This window comes from Bdellovibrio sp. HCB288 (genome assembly GCF_047305935.1).
Classification (GTDB): Bacteria; Bdellovibrionota; Bdellovibrionia; order Bdellovibrionales; family Bdellovibrionaceae; genus Bdellovibrio.
Window position 1 is genome coordinate 1355606 of sequence record NZ_CP178619.1, and the last position, 19332, is coordinate 1374937.

The following is a 19332-nucleotide window of genomic DNA, read 5'->3' on the forward strand; positions in this document are numbered from 1 at the left end:
TCATGGCTAATATCTTAGACAGCAAAATTCCAAGTGGTCCAATCGAAGGCAAATGGGAAAAAGCAAAGTTTGAAAACAAGCTTGTAAATCCAGCCAACAAAAGAAAGCACTCTGTTATCGTTGTGGGTACCGGTCTTGCCGGCGCATCCGCGGCCGCTTCTTTGGGTGAACTTGGTTATAAAGTAAAAGCATTCTGTGTGCATGAGTCCCCTCGCCGCGCCCATTCTGTGGCCGCTCAAGGTGGTATCAATGCTGCAAAAAACTATCAAAATGATGGTGACTCCACTTACCGTCTTTTCTACGACACTGTTAAGGGCGGTGACTTCCGTGCCCGCGAAGCCAATGTTTACCGTTTGGCTGAGGTGTCAGCGAGCATTATCGATCAAATGGTTTCTCAGGGCGTTCCTTTTGCCCGTGAATACGGCGGTACGCTTGCCAACCGTTCTTTCGGTGGTGCGCAGGTTTCCCGTACGTTCTATGCCCGTGGTCAAACCGGTCAGCAGCTTTTGTTGGGTGCTTACTCGCAAATGATGAGACAGGTTGATGCTGGCACAGTGGAGCTTCGTTATCGTCGTGAGATGTTGGACGTGGTTATCGTTGATGGCAAAGCTCGCGGTATCATCGTTCGCAATCTTTTGACGGGTGAAATTGAATCCCACGAAGCGGATGCGGTAGTTATCGCTTCCGGTGGTTATTCCAACGTATTCTTCCTTTCCACAAATGCGATGAACTGTGCGGTGACGGCGGCATGGAAAGCCCACAAACGTGGGGCTTACTTCGCGAATCCTTGCTACACACAAATCCATCCAACTTGCATCCCAGTTCACGGAGAGAATCAGTCAAAATTGACTTTGATGTCTGAGTCTTTGCGTAATGACGGTCGCGTTTGGGTTCCTAAGGCGGTTGGTGATAAACGTCATCCAAATGACATCCCTGAAAACGAACGTGACTACTACTTGGAGCGCGTTTACCCGTCTTTCGGTAACTTGGCTCCTCGTGACGTGGCTTCTCGTCAGGCAAAATATGCATGCGATGAAGGCCGTGGCGTGAATGAATCAGGCAAAGCTGTTTACTTGGATTTCGCGGACGCTATCAAGCGTCTGGGTGAAGATAAAATTTCAGAACGTTACGGCAATTTGTTTGAAATGTACGACAAAATTACCGGCGAAAATCCTTATAAACGCCCAATGAAAATCTATCCGGCACCTCACTACACTATGGGTGGCTTGTGGGTTGACTACAATCTTCAATCAACAGTTCCAGGCTTGTTCGTGGCTGGGGAAGCGAACTTCTCTGACCATGGTGCAAATCGTTTGGGTGCATCCGCATTGATGCAAGGTTTGGCTGACGGATACTTCGTTCTTCCGTACACAATCGGCAACTATCTGGGTGGAACAAAACTTGATAAGGTTACGACTTCTGACGACGCCTTTAAAGCAGCAGCTGATGGTGTAAGAAAAGAAATTAGTACTCTTATTGGCATTAAGGGCAATCGCACCGTCGACAGCTTCCATAAAGAGCTTGGTAATATCATGTGGGAAAACTGCGGTATGGGTCGTAACGAAGCTGGACTTAAAAAGGCCCTTCAGGAGATCCCAAAACTTCGCGAAGAATTCTGGCAAAACGTGCGTATTCCAGGAGATCCAAACTATCTTAACGTTGAGCTTGAAAAGGCCGGCCGCGTGGCTGACTTCTTGGAGCTTGGTGAGTTGATGTGCCGTGATGCTTTGGAGCGCCAAGAGTCTTGTGGCGGTCACTTCCGTGAAGAGTATCAAGATAAGGGTGAAGCGAAACGTGATGATGAAAACTTCTGTCACGTGGCTGCGTGGGAATACACTGGTGAAAACAAAGCATCAGTTCGCCACAAAGAAGAGCTTGTTTTTGATAACGTTCACCTAGCAACTCGTAGCTATAAATAAGAGGCTGAAAATGAGTGGTAAAAATATCAATCTGACTTTGAAAGTTTGGAGACAAAAAGGACCTAAAGATTCAGGTTCTTTTGTTGAGTATCCTGCGAAAAACGTGTCTGAACACGCTTCCTTCCTTGAGATGCTGGATGCTGTGAATGAAGAAATCGTGGCGAAAGGCGAAGAGCCTATCGCGTTTGACCATGACTGCCGTGAAGGTATTTGTGGCACTTGTGGTTTTGTTATCGATGGCGAAGCTCATGGCAAGTTGAAGGCAACAACAGTTTGCCAACTACACATGCGTAACTACGAAGACGGCGATACACTGACGATTGAGCCTTTTAGAGCAAATTCCTTCCCGGTGATTAAGGACTTGATGGTCGATCGTTCTGCGTTTGACCGTATCATTGCTTCCGGTGGTTATATTTCACAAAATACCGGAAATCCCCAGGATGCGAATGCAATCCTGATTCCAAAAGCAGACTCTGACGAAGCAATGAGCTCAGCGACTTGTATCGGTTGCGGCGCTTGTGTGGCTGCTTGTAAGAATGCTTCCGCAGCATTGTTTACTTCAGCTAAAATTTCTCACATGGCTTTGCTTCCGCAAGGTGCTGTTGAGAAAGATGAGCGCGCTCTTCGCATGGTTGCAGCCATGGACGCTGAGGGTTTCGGTGCTTGTACAACTACAGGTGCTTGTGAAGCTGCATGCCCGAAAGATATTCAACTGACCAATATCTCCCGCATGAATCGTCAATACTTGGGTGCTGTTTTAACTCAAAGACCCAAGCATAAAGACGGCGGCGCAGGATAGGCTGACGTTAGCAATAGTTTAAATTTTTATTCGTGATTACAAGGGGTTCGGTTTTCCGAGCCCCTTTTTTTGTATTTAGTTTTAACCTTTAAATTCTGCATCATCGGTCGATCTCAATGAGAGACGCATCCTAGACCTTCATCTATGAATTTCCCCTAAAGCTCGAACATCAAACTTCCGAAATCTAGACCAAGGAATGGGCTTATGAAGAAGATTGATCAACTTATGGCAGAATTGGGTTTTAACAAAAACGCACCAGATAGCGTGAAAGAAGCCTTTATTAAGCATTTAATAAAGGTCTCTGAAGGCGTGAACGTTGTTACTCCGTCTGAAAAGCGCGAAATTGCCCAACATCCCGAGAAAATTGTGCAGTTTAAGATGCCGGAGCAGATGAGTTTTGGTTTCGCTGATGAGAAAACGCCTCGTCCGACAAGACCAAAGACTGGTTAAATTCCCGATAGACACAGGACTTAGGTCTAGGTTTTTGACCTCAAATAAAAACAAATAAAATCCTAACAATGCGATTGGTACCATTTTGGAACTGGGGAACCACTAGGCAATTATTGCCGAGACCTTCCTCGGGCTGAAATCACCCATCGAAGGAGGGATTATGAGAGGGCTTATCGGAAGAGCCATGCTCGGTTTGTTCGTTTCTGTAAGCGCGTTCGCTGCTAAACCTGAAGCTGTGCCTGGTGAATACATTGTTCAACTTAAAAATCAGTATGCTATTCAGTCTACACAAATTCTAAGTCAGCAATTGGGCGCTTATGTTAAGAGCACAATTCCTCAAATGAATATCGTGGTAATTAAAAAGCCGGTATTTGAACTTACTGACAGTGTTGTTAAAACACTTTCTCAAAACCCAATGGTTGATATCGTTGAACCAAACTTTATCTATCGTATTAACAAAACACCAAACGATCCAATGTTGGGCCGCCTTTGGGGTATGAATAACTCTAACAACGCAGGTGTGGACGTTGGAGCTCTTCAAGCTTGGGATATTACAACAGGTTCAAAAGATGTTCTTGTTGCAGTAATCGATACTGGTATTGACTATAATCACCCAGATCTTAAAGAAAACATGTGGTCGAACCAAGCTGAGCTAAATGGTCAGCCGGGTGTGGACGATGACGGTAACGGCATCGTGGACGATATCTACGGCGCAAACTTCGTAAATGCGGCGAAGCCAACTGGTAACCCACTTGATGACCACAGCCACGGTACACATTGCTCCGGTACAATCGGAGCAAAAGGTGACGACGGTGTTGGTATCGTAGGTGTTGCGTGGAATGTTCGTTTGATGGGTGTAAAATTCCTTTCTGCAGATGGTTCCGGTTCACTAGAGGGCGCACTTAAAGGTATCGACTACGCTGTGAGCATGGGCGCGACGATCCTTTCGAACTCTTGGGGTGGCGGTGGCTACTCTGAAACTTTGAAACAGGCGATCCAAAGAGCGAATGACAAAGGCGTTCTGTTTGTTGCAGCGGCTGGTAACGAATCCAACGACAACGATGCGAACCCTACTTACCCTGCCACTTACGATGTTCCTAACGTTCTTTCTGTAGCGGCAATCGATGAAAAAGGCTCTTTGGCTTCTTTCTCCAACTACGGAAAAAACAAAGTTCACGTGGCTGCTCCTGGTGTGAACATTTACTCATCCACTAAAAATGGTGGTTACAGCTCTTACTCTGGTACATCAATGGCGACTCCGCATGTTTCCGGTATTGCGGCTTTGATCGCTTCCAATGAGCCAGGTTTGAACGGCATCCAAATTAAAGAGCGTATCATGGCGACCGCGAAACCTTACCCAACTCTACGCGGTAAAGTTCGCACAAAAGGTATTGCAAATGCTTACACAGCTTTGACAAACACTGAGCCGGTTCCAGATCCAAATGACCCGGTTAACTGGCAAACTGTGACGGCAAGTGTTTCTTCTGCTCACCCGTACGCAAGCAAATCCAACGAAACATTCGAAGTGAGTGTTCCGGGCGCGAAGCAAATTGCTGTCTACTTTGAGAAATTCGACACTGAACGTGATTACGATAAAGTTATGATCTACGATTCCACAGGGAAATTGGTTCAAACTTTGTCTGGTAAAGCAGATGACACTCTTAGCAGCGTGATCGAAGGAAGCTCTGCTAAAATCGTTTTCACTTCTGATGACTCTGTAAACCGCTACGGTTTCGACATCACTAAGATTGCTTACCGTTAGTCCTGATTAACAGGTATTCAGCAAAAGCCATCTCGTAAAGCGGGATGGCTTTTTGTTTTTAATCAGTATCAAACCTCCACTGCTGCCATATGGAAAAAGCCCGTCAATACTAGAAGGAATTGATGGAGGTTGCATGGAACCCGAATTGCAGCGAAATAGACCCACTCCGCAACGTAAGCCGGTCTACCGCCCCGAAAATAAAAAGAATGAACCGATTCGTAAGCATGTCGACGAGAGAGCTTTTGAGCAGAAATCTTTTGCGCAGGAATCCAGCGTTATTGTCGGCACATGTCTGATTGTTTCCGGGTTCATCGGATTCGTTATGAGCAACTTCCTGGGAATGCATCTTACTCCTGCACACAACATGATTCTTCTGGTGTCTGGCGCAGCCTTGGTGGCTATGGGCTTTAAGAAAGAACCTGTCGCCAGAAAGTGCGCGATGATTGTTGGTGCATTCTTTGCCGTTATTGGAGTTCTGGGATATGTCGTGGGAGCGCCAGGTATTGCGACAACTGGAAATATGCAACGGGATGACTTTTTGTGGGTTGTGTCTCCGGAAGTTCTGGAAATGGGCTCAAGGGATCACAACATACATCTGCTGACGGCGGCGATTTTGCTTGCCTGCTCTGTCATGAGGTTTAAACGCCGAAAGTTTCAGGGCCTTTAGTCTTCAGAGATGCCTTCGTTAAGAAACTTTTCAATTTTCAGGTTTGTGTAGTCAGGGAAATCAAGCTGCGTGCAGTGAGAGCCGTATGGCACGAGCACAAACTCGGAGTGTTTGATTTTCTCTTTCAGGTGATACTGAAATCGGATGGGTGTGACCGCGTCTTTCTCGCCTGAGATCACCAATACTGGCACATTGATAGTTTCAAGAATTGATTCACCATCAAACTTCATCAGCTCTTCAAATAAGGCAATGAAGACTCTCAAATTCATGCGCGCGACTCCGCGGCAATATACTTCGATGTCTTTGAAATGAGTTACTCGCAAATTAAAGCCGCCGGCCAATGCGGTTGCATACATTGCCAGTGGATTATCAACAGCGACTTTCCACAGAGTATTCCACAGGTCTGGTGCGCTGTCGTACTGCCCTTTTACGAAATAAAAAAACGGCTCGATGACATCCAGGCCAAACATTCCTTTGATGGGATTTCTGGCAAAGCCATTGATAAATACCATCGACCGAATAAGTTCTGGGTGCATTGAATAGAGGTTCAGCAAAACGGGTGCTCCAAAGCTATGACCCGCAAAGTGTGCACTCTTGAGTCCAAGATGCTCCAGCAATCCAGCAATGTCCTTGCAGACGGCTTCCAAAGTCAGCTGACTCATGTCTGCAATGGGTGTGCTTTTATGATGTCCGCGTAAATCAAATGCGATCACTTGATAGTTGCGAGAGAAATATTCGATTTGATAGTGCCAGTGATTAATAGGACATGCGATTCCATAGATAAGAACCAGCGGCTCGCCCTGACCGTGAGTTTCATAGTAGATAGAGGTGCCGTCATAGCTTTCAAATGTTCCGATGCTTTTGGATGTGGTTTCCATGACGTTCCTCGAAGCGCAATCTATAAATATGAAACTTTAATAACCGTGCTACCGACAGCAATCATATCACCATCATGCAACGTTTCGGCAGAGACCTTTTTATTGTTAAGCGTAACACGGCCAATGGCTAAGACCTTAAGCTGAACCTGGCCCGGAAGTGCCACAAACTTGAAGGCATCCCGAGGGGCATCAACATCCAGAAGCTCGATATCCAGGGAGTCAGCACCCGCAGTTCTGGGGCCATACCCTAAAATAATTTCCTCATCGGCCTGAATACCGCGAAGAAAGGTCAGCTTGAGCGCTGGCGAGAATCTTTCAATTTCAAACGAAGGCAGTGTGTTTTCAATTTTGGAATCGGGAATCTTAGCGCTTAAAATGTTGCGCCAAGTCAGGAGGCGTTCAAAGCTTCCCGCCTCTTCTTCCTCAACACTGACGACTTTAAACTGAGTGCGGCCAATCTCGAAGATAACCCCCGGAATTAACGCTACTTTTTTCACACGGCGGCCCGAAATGTACAACCCGTTTGAGGAATCCAGATCCAAGAGAACCAGTTGCGCTTTACCATCCAAAGCCACTTGGGCATGGGTTCCTGAAACCTTTGGATCCTTAATAACGATGTCTGCCTGGGATCTACCCAGGGTCATTCCGTCGCGCAATTGCAGCCGCGAACCTTCGTTAACTCCATTAAGAATCTCAATAAAAGTGACCATTTAGGTATGATAGGGCTGGATTCCCATGTTTCAAAGGACTATTCCTTGTGCTCAAACTTAAGGCGTGCTAAACCCGTTAAACATTTTAAAAGTCATCCTTGTTCCCACCCCTGTATGGTGGGGGCTTTAACCGAAAGGATTATACATGGAAACTAAAAACACTATGCCTTACGAGGTTGTAGTTCTTATGCATCCAGATGCAACTCTTGAAGACCAAAAAGAGCTTTTCAAGAAGAACAAATCAACTATCGAGTCTTTCAAAGGGACTATCAACTCTTTGGAAACTTGGGGCAAACGTAACTTGGCGACACCAATCGGCAAGTTGAAAAAAGCGACATACTTCCACTCTACATTCGAAGCTGACACTCAAGCTATCGCTGAGTTGGAACGTACTATGCGTATCAACGACAAAGTACTTCGCTTCATGCACACTCGTCTTGATGAGCGTGTTTCTTTGGCTAAGTTCATGGAAGGCTTCAAAAAAGGTCTTTCTGAATCTGCTGCTCGTGAAAAAGAGCGCGAAGCTAAAATGCAAGCTCGTAAAGCTGCGTTTGCTGCTGCTAAAGCAGACCGCGCTGAGCGTGGCGAGTAATTAGTAAAGGGCGTAAGCCATGAAGAAGACAGCGTCACCACAGAAATTCATCACAGTTTCATCTCTCTCGATTTTGTTGTCGATGATGACCGTGGTGTTCGGTGCTCCTCTTCTTCGTGTGCTCCGTCAGGCTTACGGTCCTTGGGCCTTTTGGATCCTGGGACTGTTGGTAACAGGGGCTTCGTGGCTCCTCAACGCTCAACCTTTAGCAATGTTCATTGGCTCCGTTTGGATGACTTTAGGGGTATACAATGAACTTGAGCAAAGAGGATTTGGGTGGTGGAAGTCCGGCATTCTGAGCGTACTGCTTGGGACAGGTGCTGCAAGCATCTCTCTTTACGGTGCCTTCAAAGTGAATGGGATTAACACGTACGCTGAAGTTCAAAAACTGGTCGAACAGTTTACTGAGCAGGTTCAGAAAATGAATCCCGCAGTTAAATTGGACGCTTCAGTTCTGATGCAGCAAGTTCCATCAGCCATCGCGATTACTTTGATTCTCGCTTTAGGTGTGGGACTAATATTTGAGAGAAGGGTTTTTTCGTGGCTCAATTTGCCCCGCGAGAAAATTGCCTCTCAGCTCAATTTGTTAGAATATCGCCTGCCCGATTTTTTTATCTGGGTTGCGATGACAGCCTTCCTTCTAACAATGGTGAGTTTTGGCGGTAAGGCCATTGCGATCCTCGCAGTTAATATAGTGAACGTAGCACTCGTTCTTTATTTTTTTCAGGGGTTAGCAGTGTTGGAGGTATGTCTTAATTCGATGCGAGCAGGAACGTTCACACGAGTTTTGGTGTACATAATCTTGGTCGGCCAGTTGGTGCTTGTATTAAGTGTCATTGGTTTGATCGATTACTGGTTGGATTTTAGAAGTCGCATCCGCAAGATGACGGCTCCCAAAGCCAGCTAATACTAATTTCACTTTGGCTTTTGCCGAAGTAATGGAGATCACATGAAAGTTATTCTTCAAAAAGACGTTAAAGATGTTGGCCGTGTTGGTGAGTTGGTGAACGTTTCTGAAGGTTTCGCAAGAAACTTCTTGTTCCCACGTAAATTGGCTGCTGAAGCTACAGAAAAACGCGTAAAAGAATACGAACACTTGAAACGCGTTGCTGAAACTAAAAAGAAAAAAGCTATGGCTGAACGCCAAGAGCTTTTGAACAAAGTTAACGGCACTACTGTAATGTTCAAACTTCAAGCTGGCGCAGACTCTGACAAGCTTTTCGGTACTGTAACAACTACAGATATCTCTAAAGAGCTTCAAAAAATGGGTCACTCTATCGACCGTCGCGATATCCACTTGGAAGAGCCAATCAAAGTATTGGGTCAACACAAAGCGGTTATCCGTTACGCTGAAGGTTTGGAAGCTAAGATCCAAATCGCAGTTGAGCGCGCATAATTTACCAAGTAGTACGCAAAACTATGAGAGAGGCCTCGGATTTCCGGGGCCTCTTTTTTATTTGCGGTATAAGACGCGTCCCGGAACTATTGTCATCTTTACCATAACGTAATCTTATGGATTACATCGAATTTTTTATATTGCCCTGGTTCCAATTTGGGTGTTTAAAGGCGCCATTGGAGGGGTTTCCATGAAAACAATCAATTCACTAAAACTAGTTTTATCCTTGGGTGCATTGGCGACTATCGCTGCTTGTACTCCAAATAATTCAGCTTCTTTGAAAGCTACAGACTCTTCCAAAACAATTATTGGTGGTGAAGCTGTCGCTGATTCAGACATCATCAGAAAATCCACAGTATCTATCGTGGTGACTGTATTGACTCAAGACGATCAACAAGGTGAGTTCCTGTGCACAGGCTCTATAGTTAGCGAAAACACGATCCTGACTGCTGCTCACTGCGTGCCAGGAAATGAATATAAGAAAGCAGCGATGTACGTTGTTTTCACTACGGATCTGAACAAATTACAACAAAGCCAAATCCAAGCGGTTACTGGCGTTGTAGTTCACCCACAATACGGTGAAGGTGATGCACGTCTTCGCGCTACGATCGAAAGATTGAAAAAAGAAGGCAACCCATCTGGCGAAGGCATTGAGTTGTCTGATCGCGATCAAGGTGCGGATAACTACGATTACGCAGTTATCAAAATCCAAGGCAAAATTCCTTCTAACTACCAAATCGCTAACGTTCTTAAAAACGAAACAGTTTTGAAAAATGGCGCGAAAGTGACTTTGGCTGGTTTCGGTCTTACGAATGTTAAAAAAGAAAAAGTAGATCTTAAAAAATACCCAGATCTTGATGGTGCAATTGCCAGCGGTCAAATCGCTTGTACTTACGACAAGACGACTTGCTACATCTTGACTCAAGAGAACGAAAACATTCTTAAGAAGACAGATGTTTACGTAATCCAAGCTTACGGCGACACTGAAGTGGCTTTGGACCAAACTCAAGGTAAAGGTGCTTGCCACGGTGACTCTGGTGGTCCGGCATTCATCAACATCGATGGTGTTGAATACCTTTGGGGTGTAACTAGCCGCGGTACTGGTCAAGACGGTATCGACGATTGCTCTAACTACGCAATCTACGGAAAAGTAAACGCGTTGTGGGACAGCTTCGTAGCAAAAGCTATCGCACAATTGAACTCTCCAAAAAAATAATCAGAGTTTAAAATTAGAAATTAAAAAAGGCCTCGGTGATCCCGGGGCCTTTTGTTTTTATGCGGATTTAGATTCTTCTTCGCAGGCAAGTTCCAGGAACACCTGGTTCAGGTAGTCGACCATGATATCTCGTAGCTGGTCGATGGTGAGTTCATCAGCACTGGTACCATGTGCAGACATCAGTTTATTTAATTCACCCGTCAGAGACCCTTGAGGGAGCCCAGTTGCCTCTACCACTGATTGGGCAAGACTCTTATTCATATTTGCCTCCGTGCTACTTGCTAGGCGCGATCCATGCGCCTATGTCCTAAGGACCCCTCCACTCAATCAAGGGGTTAAATTTAACTCAATCTAAAAGCGAATATACGGTTTTTAGTCCAGTCATTTGGAGTCAGGATTCGCCTTAAATTGAGGCAGTCTCATGAAAACCCTAAATCTGTTCCCTAAAAATCCGAAAAGTGTTCTGGGAGTCAACTATGCGCGTACTATATGGAATCCTTATTATTGGGGCCTTTCTACTCTCCGCCTGTTCGCTCGACATTAATATGTTGGGTGGCCGAACAACTGGGGGCGATGACGCCGGTGTCTTTCCTTTGGGAGAGAAGAAGACCCTTTTCGGAACACCGTATTCCCTTGCTCAAAGTCCCAATGGAAAAATCGTGGTGTTTGATCCCAACGGCAGTGGCGCCGTTTTCTTTCTGGATTCAAACTTAAAAAACAATGGAACTATTTCGACGTATGGAACGGGCGATGGCCAGATCTATAGCGCCAGAACGGTGGCCGTTGATTCGGACAACAATGTTTATGTGGTTGATGCTGGTAACAATCGTGTGCAGAAATTTGGTCCAGAAGGTCAATTTATCCGTAAATGGGGCGTGCTTGGATCCAGCCCGACAAGTCCATATGAATTTTCGACGATGTACGGAATCGCGGTAGATTCGCAGAAGAATGTGTATGTGACTAACTATTATGCCGCCGGCCATATGGCGCAAATCAAAGTTTATGATTCTGATGGAAGTCATCTTCGTACCATTGGTGCCTTTGATGATGGTGTGACATGTGCCGGGTGCCCGGGGTATTTCAACTCCATAACGGCAATCACTGTCGATCAATATGACAATGTGTACGCGATGGATATGTCTGCGGGAAGAATCCATAAGTTTTTTGCTGATGGTTCACCAACTATCGCATTTGGTTCTGTGGGTAGTGGGAATGGGCAGTTTCCTTCAAATTTTACAGCATCTATGACTGTTTCTTCTGATGATAGGCTATATGTCTCTCAGGATATTCCGGCCAGAATTCAGAAGTTCGATTTGGATGGAAACTATATTTCGGATATTGGAGTGGCGGGATCAAACCCCGGGGAGCTTGCTCGGCCACTATCTGTAATCGTTCTAATCAATGGAGATTTGTTGGTATCGGACTATCCTGCAGGTGGAGTAGGTAAGCTTGAGCGTTTTAGTCCAACGGGAGTTTTAGTCAGTACCACTCGCCCTGGTGGTACGGGCGTCGGTCAATTAGGCGCTGTCTTGGGCGTTGCCGTGAACTCCCAGTATATGGTTGTAGCGGACACCACGAACAATCGTGTGGTGGTCTACGATTCTGCAGGTACGTGGGTTCGACATTTTGGATCACCCGGTTGGGACAATGGAAATTTTAATAGGCTCATCTCTGTGGGAATAGATTCCGCAAATAACATTTATGTTTTGGATGTTGATCAACAATCGACGCCAGCGAAAGCCATAGTTCAAAAGTTTAACATCTCTGGAGTTTTCCAAACTAGTTGGAATGGATCCACGGGCGGCGGAACCTTGGTTTATTCAATGGGCATGACTGTCAGTTCTGCGGGAGAAGTTTTCGTAGCAGATCAATCCCAACATAAAATTCAGAAATTTGATTCTAACGGCGTTCATTTAATGGATTTGGGAGAAAATGCGCTTGCGGCCCCTCTAGCGGTGGCCATTGCACCAAGTGGCAACCTTTATGTCAGCGACGCGGCGTTTGGAATCGTTGAAGTCTCGGGCACCAATTCAGCAGCGGTCGCTGTAACATCGTTTGGCGCTGGCATCTTGTCTGCAGGTATGGCGGTAACTCCCGACGGAAAAATATATGTTGCGGATCTTTTGAATAATAAAATCAATGTCTACTCACCGGCGGGAACTTTGGTTACCTCTTGGGGGGAATATGGTGTTGAGGTTGGGCAGTTCAATGCCATTTTTGGAATTACCAGTGATTCATCCGGGAATATATATGCGGCAGATTCTTCGAATTGTAGAATCCAACGATTTACAGGAGTAGGCATTCCATTTTAACGGCGGTGGGAGTAGTTTTTTCCCCACCGTTGGGCCTTGGGTAAACACCAGTATAGGAATGGCAGCAACAGTCTTCGCGGCATGAGCCTGCGAATATAATAGAAAACTTTGGCGTCAAGCGTGGCAGGAATCCATAGGGGTGGATTTTCTGTTTTCATAGTTTTGATAATGATCTTGGCGATTTGTTCGGAAGAGGTGCGCGACGTTTGCATCATCTTTGCCACAAACGGTGTCATGTTCTGATAGAAATCGCAGTAAGGACCATTCCAGTTGTTCGCGGGATCGGATAATTCCGTGTGATAAACGTTCATGAAGGATTCGCTATTCACAAATCCTGGTTGTACCAGTGATATCTGCACACCGAAGGGACGCATTTCATACCACAGGGACTCGCTGGCGCCCTCAAGAGCGTACTTCGAAGCCGAGTATGACGACATGGTTGGCATTGCCAACATTCCCGCTACAGATGATACGTTGATGATTTTGCCCCTGCCGGTTTCGCGCATATACGGCAGCACACGACGAATCAAACCCATCGGGCCCAGATAGTTTGTCTCCATCTGCAGAAGTTCATCCTTGGCAGTCATGTGTTCAATCACGGATCGATAAGAGATACCGGCGTTATTCACCAAGATATCCACACCACCCCATTTTTTGTGGATGTGGTTGATGATTTCAATTCGCGATTCCTCTTGGGTGACATCCAAAGGATAGATAACGAAGCGGTCGTTCTCTAAAAAGTGATCGTGAAGTTTTTGAATTGATTTTTCACGAGCTGTGGCGACGATGCGGTATTCAGGATGATCCTTGTAAAGCAATCGCGCCAGGTCCAGACCAATACCCTTGGAGCACCCCGTGATTAAAACAACGGGATGGTGAGGCTGATCCGGGTTCTTTTTGTGATAACGTGAAAAAGGCCACATAAGTGGCCTCTATTATCCTAGGCTGGAGCCCCAGGAGCAAAGTTTTTCGGTCTGCCACCTGGCATCGGAGGCGGAGCTTGCGGCGGCGGAAGTGGATTAATGTGTCCACCACCCTGCTCGCTTGGCTCAGGATCACGGAAGCGAGAGTGCTTAGCATCGAATTTAAGTTTAACAGTACCTGTGGCACCGTTACGCTGTTTACCGACGATAACCTCTGCGTGACCTGCTTTATCTGGATCTTCCTTGTCGTAGTAGTCATCACGATAAAGCATCATGATAACGTCGGCATCTTGTTCGATAGATCCGGACTCACGGAGGTCAGAAAGCATTGGACGACGGTCCGCACGACCCTCTACCCCACGATTCAGCTGGGCTAGTGCGATGATCGGAACCTGAAGTTCCTTGGCAATCGACTTCAAGCTCTTAGAGATTTCGGCAACCTCTTGCTCACGTGAAGAGAATTTTTGTTTCATACTCATCAACTGCAAGTAGTCGATCATGATGCAATCGATACCGTGTTCAGCCTTCAAGCGGCGGGCGCGGGAACGGATCTCAAACGGCGACATACCTGGAGTATCATCGATAAAGATTCCAGCCTCTGACAGAGCGCTGGCTGCGTTAATCAGCTTAGGCCATGCAGAGTCCTGGATTTTACCGTTACGGATTTCATTCATGTTAACGCGCGCCTCAGAGGAAAGCATACGCATCATCATGGCTTCTTTACCCATCTCGAGAGAGAAGTAGGCGATAACTTTTTTCGCGCGAAGGGCGATGTGTTGAGCAACGTTCAGAGAGAACGCTGTTTTACCCATCGACGGACGAGCGGCGATGATCGTCATCTCACCCGGGTGAAGACCTGAAGTCATTTTATCTAGCTCAGTGAAACCAGTTGGAAGGCCGGTAACATCAGCTTTACGTTTATAGAGCTCCTCGATCTTTTGGATGGAAGCTTTAACGATTTCCATGGAGCCCACAAGACCTGTTTGTTGTTTGGTCTCTGTAAGCTTGAAAATTTCAGATTCGGCTTGGTCCATGAAGGACTCAACGTCTGCAAAATCCTGATCGTAAGCACGCTCGATCAACTTGCTGTTCGCGGAGATCAGCTTACGAAGAAGACCTTTTTCACGAACGATTTTTGCGTGCGATGAGATGTTTGCAGAAGAAATAGTCTTATCAAGCAAACCGATCAAATACTCCGGACCGCCAACCATATCCATGGAACCTTCGGCCTGAAGCACGTTGGTTACAGTGATAATGTCGATTGGCTGATTCTTTCCGTGAAGATCTTTGATGGCAGCGTAAATCTTTTGATGTGCTGGCTTATAGAAGTCCTCTGCGAAGAGAACGTCACCAACCTGATCGAGAGCTTCTCGATCTAGCATGATGCCGCCCAGAATAGACTGTTCGGCTTCAAGATTTTGCGGTGGAATGCGAGTACTCACGACACAACCCCTCGTGTGAGAATATCATACAAAAAAATGCGAGACTTTAACAAAGTGGGTGGTTCTAGATGGCTCGCTGGTGCTAAATCGTGAACAAATTTAGTTTAGTTTTTTAACACGAATTTTGTAGTTATCAATTTTCTTCTTAAGAGTATTGCGATTGATGCCAAGCATCTGAGCAGTCTTAACTTGATTGCCATTGTACGCACGCAGAGCAAGCTCAAGAAGTGGTTTTTCCACTTGTTCGATTACTACATTGTACAAACCGTTCAATTCAACTTGCGCCTCTTTTTGCTGAGCGAAAAGAACTTCGAGTTTGCTTTTAACAAGCTTTTCCAAGCTTACAGACTGAAGATTAGCGACAAAAAGATTATCTGAACTGTTAAGGTTCGGCGTCATGGAACTCCCGGAATTACATCAATGCGTGGGTTTTGGAGTAAACTATACTCCGCGTGTTTCGGGAGACCAAATATACTTATGCAGTTGTAATTGCAACCTTGCAGATGATTTTTGCTGCAATATTTTTTCTGCCAACCAGCGTTCAGATACTTGGCCGTATGATGGGCTGTATAAAACCACAAATTTTTCGAACAAATTGTGTTGACGACAGAAATTTTCAGACCAGTTGAAGTCTTCCTCGGAACAGATAACAAACTTGAATTCCGTGCTGGGTGTGGAAAATTCGATGTTCTCCATCAAGAAAGAATTTGCTGCACCACTGTCGGGAGTTTTCACATCCAAAATAACTTTCACGCGAGGATCAACTGCTTTGATTGATTTTGAACCGGAAGTTTCCAAAGAAACTTTGTAACCCTTGTCGCTAAGTTCGCTCATCAACGGATGAACTTCTTTTTGCAACAAAGGTTCACCGCCAGTAACGCAGACATGTGTGGGTTGATGGGAATCAATTTCTTTAACGATAGATTCCAGGGACTGCATTTCGCCTTCGTAGTAGGAATACTTCGTATCGCAGTAAGTGCAGCGCAGGTTGCACGCTGTGGTGCGCACAAACACCGTAGGGGCACCTACGTACGTTGTTTCACCTTGGATACTGTAGAAAATCTCATTTATTTTAAGCATTCTTACTGGCTCTTTGTCTTGGAGGCACCCTGTTAACTCTGGCGGGGCCGCCAGTACTTGTACCTGCCCCAAGTCCTAAGTCAAGGTTGCGCTGCCCGAGCATGACTAACTCAGCGAAATTTCGTAAATTTTTTAAATGAACCAATTCCTCAAAAAGTTCCGACAAGACGTCACTGCAATCTGTTTCTTGGGCCTAGGTCTCTTTATCACATTGTCATTGGTAAGCTATAACCCTCAGGACCCCTCTCTAAACTCCATAGGGCAAGGACTAAAAGCCCTAAATTACTGTGGAATCGTCGGTAGCTTCCTGGCGGATGGGCTTTATCAGCTCTTCGGATTGGCCGCTTGGGTGATTGTGGCGGGTCTTATCAGAATGGCCTGGGCGGCAGTTCGCGGTGAATCTTTGAATCTTAAGAACATTCGTTTTGTCTGGGCATTGCTCTTGATTGTGGATGTTGCGGCATTACTTTCGATCTATATGCCAACGACACGCCTTTTCCAGAATCAAATAGCACTGGGGGGCATGCTGGGCATGGGGGTTTCCCAAGCTTTGATGGGGGCCTTCGCTTACGCTGGTGTGCAGGTGATTCTGTGGACCTTTATGGCGGTTCTGGTGGTGTTCTATTCAGAAAAGTCATTGCATGAACTTGCAGAAGTTCCGCAGGAATTCATGGCGATGCTGAAAAAGAAAAAAGTCGGCGAGCGAATTGCCGGCTTCTTTGGTGGTGCATTCGTAAATGAAAAGAAAGCGCCTAAGAAAGAAAAGAAAAAGGACGAGCCTAAAAAAGCCTTCCCTCTGGCAGATAAGAAGTTCGTAGGAAAAGACGAAGAGGAAGAAGACAAGGACTTGAAACTTCTTCTGGATGCAGCTGAAGAAGAATTTGACGAGGAAGAAGAAGACGAAAGCGATGAACTTTTGGCGGATGACGACGGCGAAGAGGAGGAGGAAGAAGAAACTCCTGCAGTTCGCATGTCACAAAAACGCAAAGTGGTGATGAAAGCAAAACCACCTCGCCGTATTGAGAACTGGGAAATGCCAAAGCTTGCGCTTTTGGAAGATCCTCCAGTATCCAGAATCAAAATCGACAAGGCCGAGATTCAAAGAAAAGCTGATGCCCTGGTCGAGAAGCTTAAAAACTTCTCCGTCGAAGGTTCAATTCAGGACGCGAAACCAGGTCCCCTGGTTACAATGTATGAATTTAAGCCGAATGCGGACGTAAAGATCTCCAAAATTTCTGAACTTGAAGATGACTTGTCGCTGGCATTGTCCTCTGAGTCAGTGCGTGTGGTCGGTCATATTCCAGGGACGGATGTTGTTGGTATCGAGACCGCTAATCTGAAGCGTGAAACTGTTTACTACAAAGACTTGATTGCTGAAGACACTTTCTGGAGTGAGGATCTGGCGTTGCCGATGGCGGTGGGTCGTACGGTTGATGGAGAACCGAAAGTCGTTGATCTGCGCAAGATGCCGCATTTGTTGATCGCCGGTACGACGGGTTCTGGTAAATCCGTATTTGTCGGTTCAATTATCACAGGTCTACTATTCCGACATTCTCCGAAAACTTTGCGCTTGGTTTTGATCGATCCGAAAATGGTCGACTTGGCACCGTTTGCAACAGTGCCACACTTGGCAATTCCGCACGTGACTGAGCCGAAAAAGGCAGCGACGGCATTGAAGTGGGCTGTGCGCGAAATGGAAAAGCGTTATAAATCCCTGTCCAAGTTCGGCGTTGGTAAAATTGAAATGTTCAATGAAAAGACCTCGACGCTTTCCAAGGACGAGATCGAGCAGCATGAAAAAATCAATATTGAACTTGAAGAAGGCAAAGCCAAACTTGATCAGTATTACTATCAACCACTTCCTTATGTGGTTATCGTTGTGGATGAGCTTGCCGATTTGATGATCACAGAAAAGCAAAACATCGAAGAGCCGATCCAGCGTTTGACTCAGAAAGCCCGCGCCTGCGGTATTCACTTGATCCTGGCAACTCAATCGCCGCGCAAAGACGTTGTGACTGGTTTGATTAAAACAAATATTCCGGGTCGTGTGGCATTGAAAGTGGCTTCAAAAATGGACTCCAGAATCATTATCGATGATTCCGGGGCGGAACGTTTGCTTCCGAATGGGGACATGTTGTTCCAGGCGCCGGGAATCGGTAAGCCTACCCGACATCATGGTCCTTATTTGAAGGATGCTGAAATCGCGAATGTCGTTAAACATTGGGCTTCTCAGGGGGAACCTGAATATGATCCTCTCGCAATGAAAGCATTGGATGGATTTGCTGGAGATGGGGCCGAAGCTGGTTCCGGAGATGGCGGCGGATTCGGTGAGGAAGAGTACGATGAGCGTTATGACGAAATCCTGTCCTGGGCATCCGCTCAGAAGGAAGTCTCTGCCTCGTTGATTCAGCGTAAATTCCGTTTGGGTTACCCGCGCGCGGCTCGTTTGATTGAAATTTTTGAAAAAGAAGGCGTCGTGGGGCCGGCGAACGGCAGCAAGCCGCGTCAAGTCCTCATTTCTTCCTACAGCGAAACGTAATCGGTGCTTGCTAGTCCTCCTTTGGTCGTGCTGCAATATTAGCAACAAAACCATCAAGGAGGATTTTTTATGATTAAAGCAATTATTGCTTCCCTAGCACTGACAATGTCAGTTTCCGCATTCGCAACTCCAAACGTTGCTGACGTTGTAGTTCAGGCTCAATTGCCTGCAATCGCTGAACAAGCTCAAACTTTGGGTTTGGACTGGAAAGTTGGCGACAATGCAAACTACAACTTGGATATGGGCGGTTTCATTAAAGGTAAAATGGTAATGTCTGTTAAATCCATCGGTGACGACGGCATCTGGATGCAACAAGATATGGATCTTGGTTTCGCGGGTAAACAAAACGTTGAAACTCTAATTGATCCAAACACTGGCGCGGTTAAAAAAATGATCGTGAACGGTAAAGAGCAAGAACCACCTAAACAAGACGTTGAAGTTGTTGAAATCAAAGAAGACAAAATCACTGTTCCAGCTGGTACTTTCGAATGCATTCACGCAATTCTTAAAGACAAAAAAGACAACGCAGAAATCAACGCTTGGATCAATCCACAGTTGATTCCAATGTCTGGTTTGTTGAAACAAGTTGCTCCAAGCCAATTCGGTAAAGTAACTGTTGAGTTGACTTCGTTCTCTAAAAAATAGTT

At 46.0% G+C, this 19332-nt stretch carries 19 protein-coding genes; 12 read left to right on the top strand and 7 right to left on the bottom strand.

Translation table 11 applies throughout. The annotated features are described in order from the left end of the window. The first annotated feature begins 2 nt into the window (after positions 1–2). The 5 genes from ACLVWR_RS06535 (at position 3) to ACLVWR_RS06555 (ending at position 5597) form a co-directional block, all read left to right on the top strand. Complete coding sequence (locus ACLVWR_RS06535; RefSeq protein WP_413583049.1) at positions 3–1919, top strand: fumarate reductase/succinate dehydrogenase flavoprotein subunit; 1917 nt, start codon at positions 3–5, stop codon at positions 1917–1919. 10 nt (positions 1920–1929) lie between these two features. Then, positions 1930–2718, top strand: a complete 789-nt coding sequence (locus ACLVWR_RS06540; protein WP_413583050.1) for a succinate dehydrogenase/fumarate reductase iron-sulfur subunit — start codon at positions 1930–1932, stop codon at positions 2716–2718. A gap of 204 nt (positions 2719–2922) precedes the next feature. Next, a complete protein-coding gene (locus ACLVWR_RS06545) occupies positions 2923–3168 on the top strand; it encodes a hypothetical protein (RefSeq protein ID WP_413583051.1) in 246 nt (81 codons plus the stop codon). Between the two features lie 160 nt (positions 3169–3328). Beyond that, the gene (locus tag ACLVWR_RS06550; protein ID WP_413583052.1) at positions 3329–4930 is read left to right on the top strand and encodes a S8 family serine peptidase; all 1602 of its coding nucleotides are present in this window, start codon (positions 3329–3331) and stop codon (positions 4928–4930) included. Positions 4931–5063: 133 nt separating this feature from the next. Then, positions 5064–5597 carry a hypothetical protein gene (locus ACLVWR_RS06555; RefSeq protein WP_413583053.1) on the top strand — a complete coding sequence of 178 codons (534 nt, stop codon included), beginning with the start codon at positions 5064–5066 and terminating at the stop codon, positions 5595–5597. Here the strand turns inward: ACLVWR_RS06555 and ACLVWR_RS06560 are convergent. Then, positions 5594–6475, bottom strand: a complete 882-nt coding sequence (locus tag ACLVWR_RS06560; RefSeq protein ID WP_413583054.1) for an alpha/beta fold hydrolase — start codon at positions 6473–6475, stop codon at positions 5594–5596. The two genes, ACLVWR_RS06555 and ACLVWR_RS06560, sit on opposite strands and share 4 nt — an antisense overlap. Before the next feature lie 20 nt (positions 6476–6495). Beyond that, entirely contained in the window at positions 6496–7185 is a 690-nt protein-coding gene (locus ACLVWR_RS06565) for an FHA domain-containing protein (RefSeq protein ID WP_413583055.1), read from the bottom strand. Between the two features lie 145 nt (positions 7186–7330). Here ACLVWR_RS06565 and rpsF point away from each other — a divergent pair, with 145 nt between their 5' ends. The 4 genes from rpsF (at position 7331) to ACLVWR_RS06585 (ending at position 10389) form a co-directional block, all read left to right on the top strand. Next, positions 7331–7777 carry a 30S ribosomal protein S6 gene (gene rpsF / locus ACLVWR_RS06570; protein ID WP_413583056.1) on the top strand — a complete coding sequence of 149 codons (447 nt, stop codon included), beginning with the start codon at positions 7331–7333 and terminating at the stop codon, positions 7775–7777. A gap of 19 nt (positions 7778–7796) precedes the next feature. After that, positions 7797–8684, top strand: coding sequence for a DUF2232 domain-containing protein (locus ACLVWR_RS06575; RefSeq protein WP_413583057.1), 888 nt, complete (start codon positions 7797–7799; stop codon positions 8682–8684). A 42-nt stretch (positions 8685–8726) separates the two neighbouring features. Continuing rightward, entirely contained in the window at positions 8727–9173 is a 447-nt protein-coding gene (gene rplI, locus ACLVWR_RS06580; RefSeq protein WP_413583058.1) for a 50S ribosomal protein L9, read from the top strand. Between the two features lie 190 nt (positions 9174–9363). Next, positions 9364–10389 (top strand): S1 family peptidase, encoded by a 1026-nt coding sequence (locus ACLVWR_RS06585; RefSeq protein ID WP_413583059.1) that lies wholly within the window; start codon positions 9364–9366, stop codon positions 10387–10389. Positions 10390–10446: 57 nt separating this feature from the next. On the opposite strand, the gene ACLVWR_RS06590 is transcribed toward ACLVWR_RS06585, so the two are convergent. Beyond that, positions 10447–10650 (bottom strand): hypothetical protein, encoded by a 204-nt coding sequence (locus ACLVWR_RS06590; protein ID WP_340598215.1) that lies wholly within the window; start codon positions 10648–10650, stop codon positions 10447–10449. A gap of 215 nt (positions 10651–10865) precedes the next feature. Here ACLVWR_RS06590 and ACLVWR_RS06595 point away from each other — a divergent pair, with 215 nt between their 5' ends. Then, on the top strand, positions 10866–12701 hold the full coding sequence (locus ACLVWR_RS06595; RefSeq protein WP_413583060.1) for a hypothetical protein: 1836 nt from the start codon (positions 10866–10868) through the stop codon (positions 12699–12701). Here the strand turns inward: ACLVWR_RS06595 and ACLVWR_RS06600 are convergent. From ACLVWR_RS06600 to ACLVWR_RS06615, 4 genes are all read right to left on the bottom strand, one after another. Further along, positions 12698–13624, bottom strand: a complete 927-nt coding sequence (locus ACLVWR_RS06600) for an SDR family oxidoreductase (protein ID WP_413583061.1) — start codon at positions 13622–13624, stop codon at positions 12698–12700. The two genes, ACLVWR_RS06595 and ACLVWR_RS06600, sit on opposite strands and share 4 nt — an antisense overlap. 17 nt (positions 13625–13641) lie before the next feature. Then, positions 13642–15066 carry a replicative DNA helicase gene (gene dnaB, locus ACLVWR_RS06605; protein ID WP_340598218.1) on the bottom strand — a complete coding sequence of 475 codons (1425 nt, stop codon included), beginning with the start codon at positions 15064–15066 and terminating at the stop codon, positions 13642–13644. A 99-nt stretch (positions 15067–15165) separates the two neighbouring features. After that, the gene (locus tag ACLVWR_RS06610) at positions 15166–15465 is read right to left on the bottom strand and encodes a helix-turn-helix domain-containing protein (protein WP_061834327.1); all 300 of its coding nucleotides are present in this window, start codon (positions 15463–15465) and stop codon (positions 15166–15168) included. Positions 15466–15507: 42 nt separating this feature from the next. Further along, on the bottom strand, positions 15508–16146 hold the full coding sequence (locus ACLVWR_RS06615) for a radical SAM protein (RefSeq protein ID WP_340598219.1): 639 nt from the start codon (positions 16144–16146) through the stop codon (positions 15508–15510). 136 nt (positions 16147–16282) lie between these two features. On the opposite strand from ACLVWR_RS06615, the gene ACLVWR_RS06620 reads away from it, so the two are divergent. Together ACLVWR_RS06620 and ACLVWR_RS06625 are read left to right on the top strand one after the other, a co-directional pair. Continuing rightward, the gene (locus ACLVWR_RS06620) at positions 16283–18685 is read left to right on the top strand and encodes a DNA translocase FtsK (RefSeq protein ID WP_413583062.1); all 2403 of its coding nucleotides are present in this window, start codon (positions 16283–16285) and stop codon (positions 18683–18685) included. A 69-nt stretch (positions 18686–18754) separates the two neighbouring features. Further along, the gene (locus ACLVWR_RS06625; RefSeq protein WP_413583063.1) at positions 18755–19330 is read left to right on the top strand and encodes a hypothetical protein; all 576 of its coding nucleotides are present in this window, start codon (positions 18755–18757) and stop codon (positions 19328–19330) included. Positions 19331–19332 lie beyond the last annotated feature (2 nt).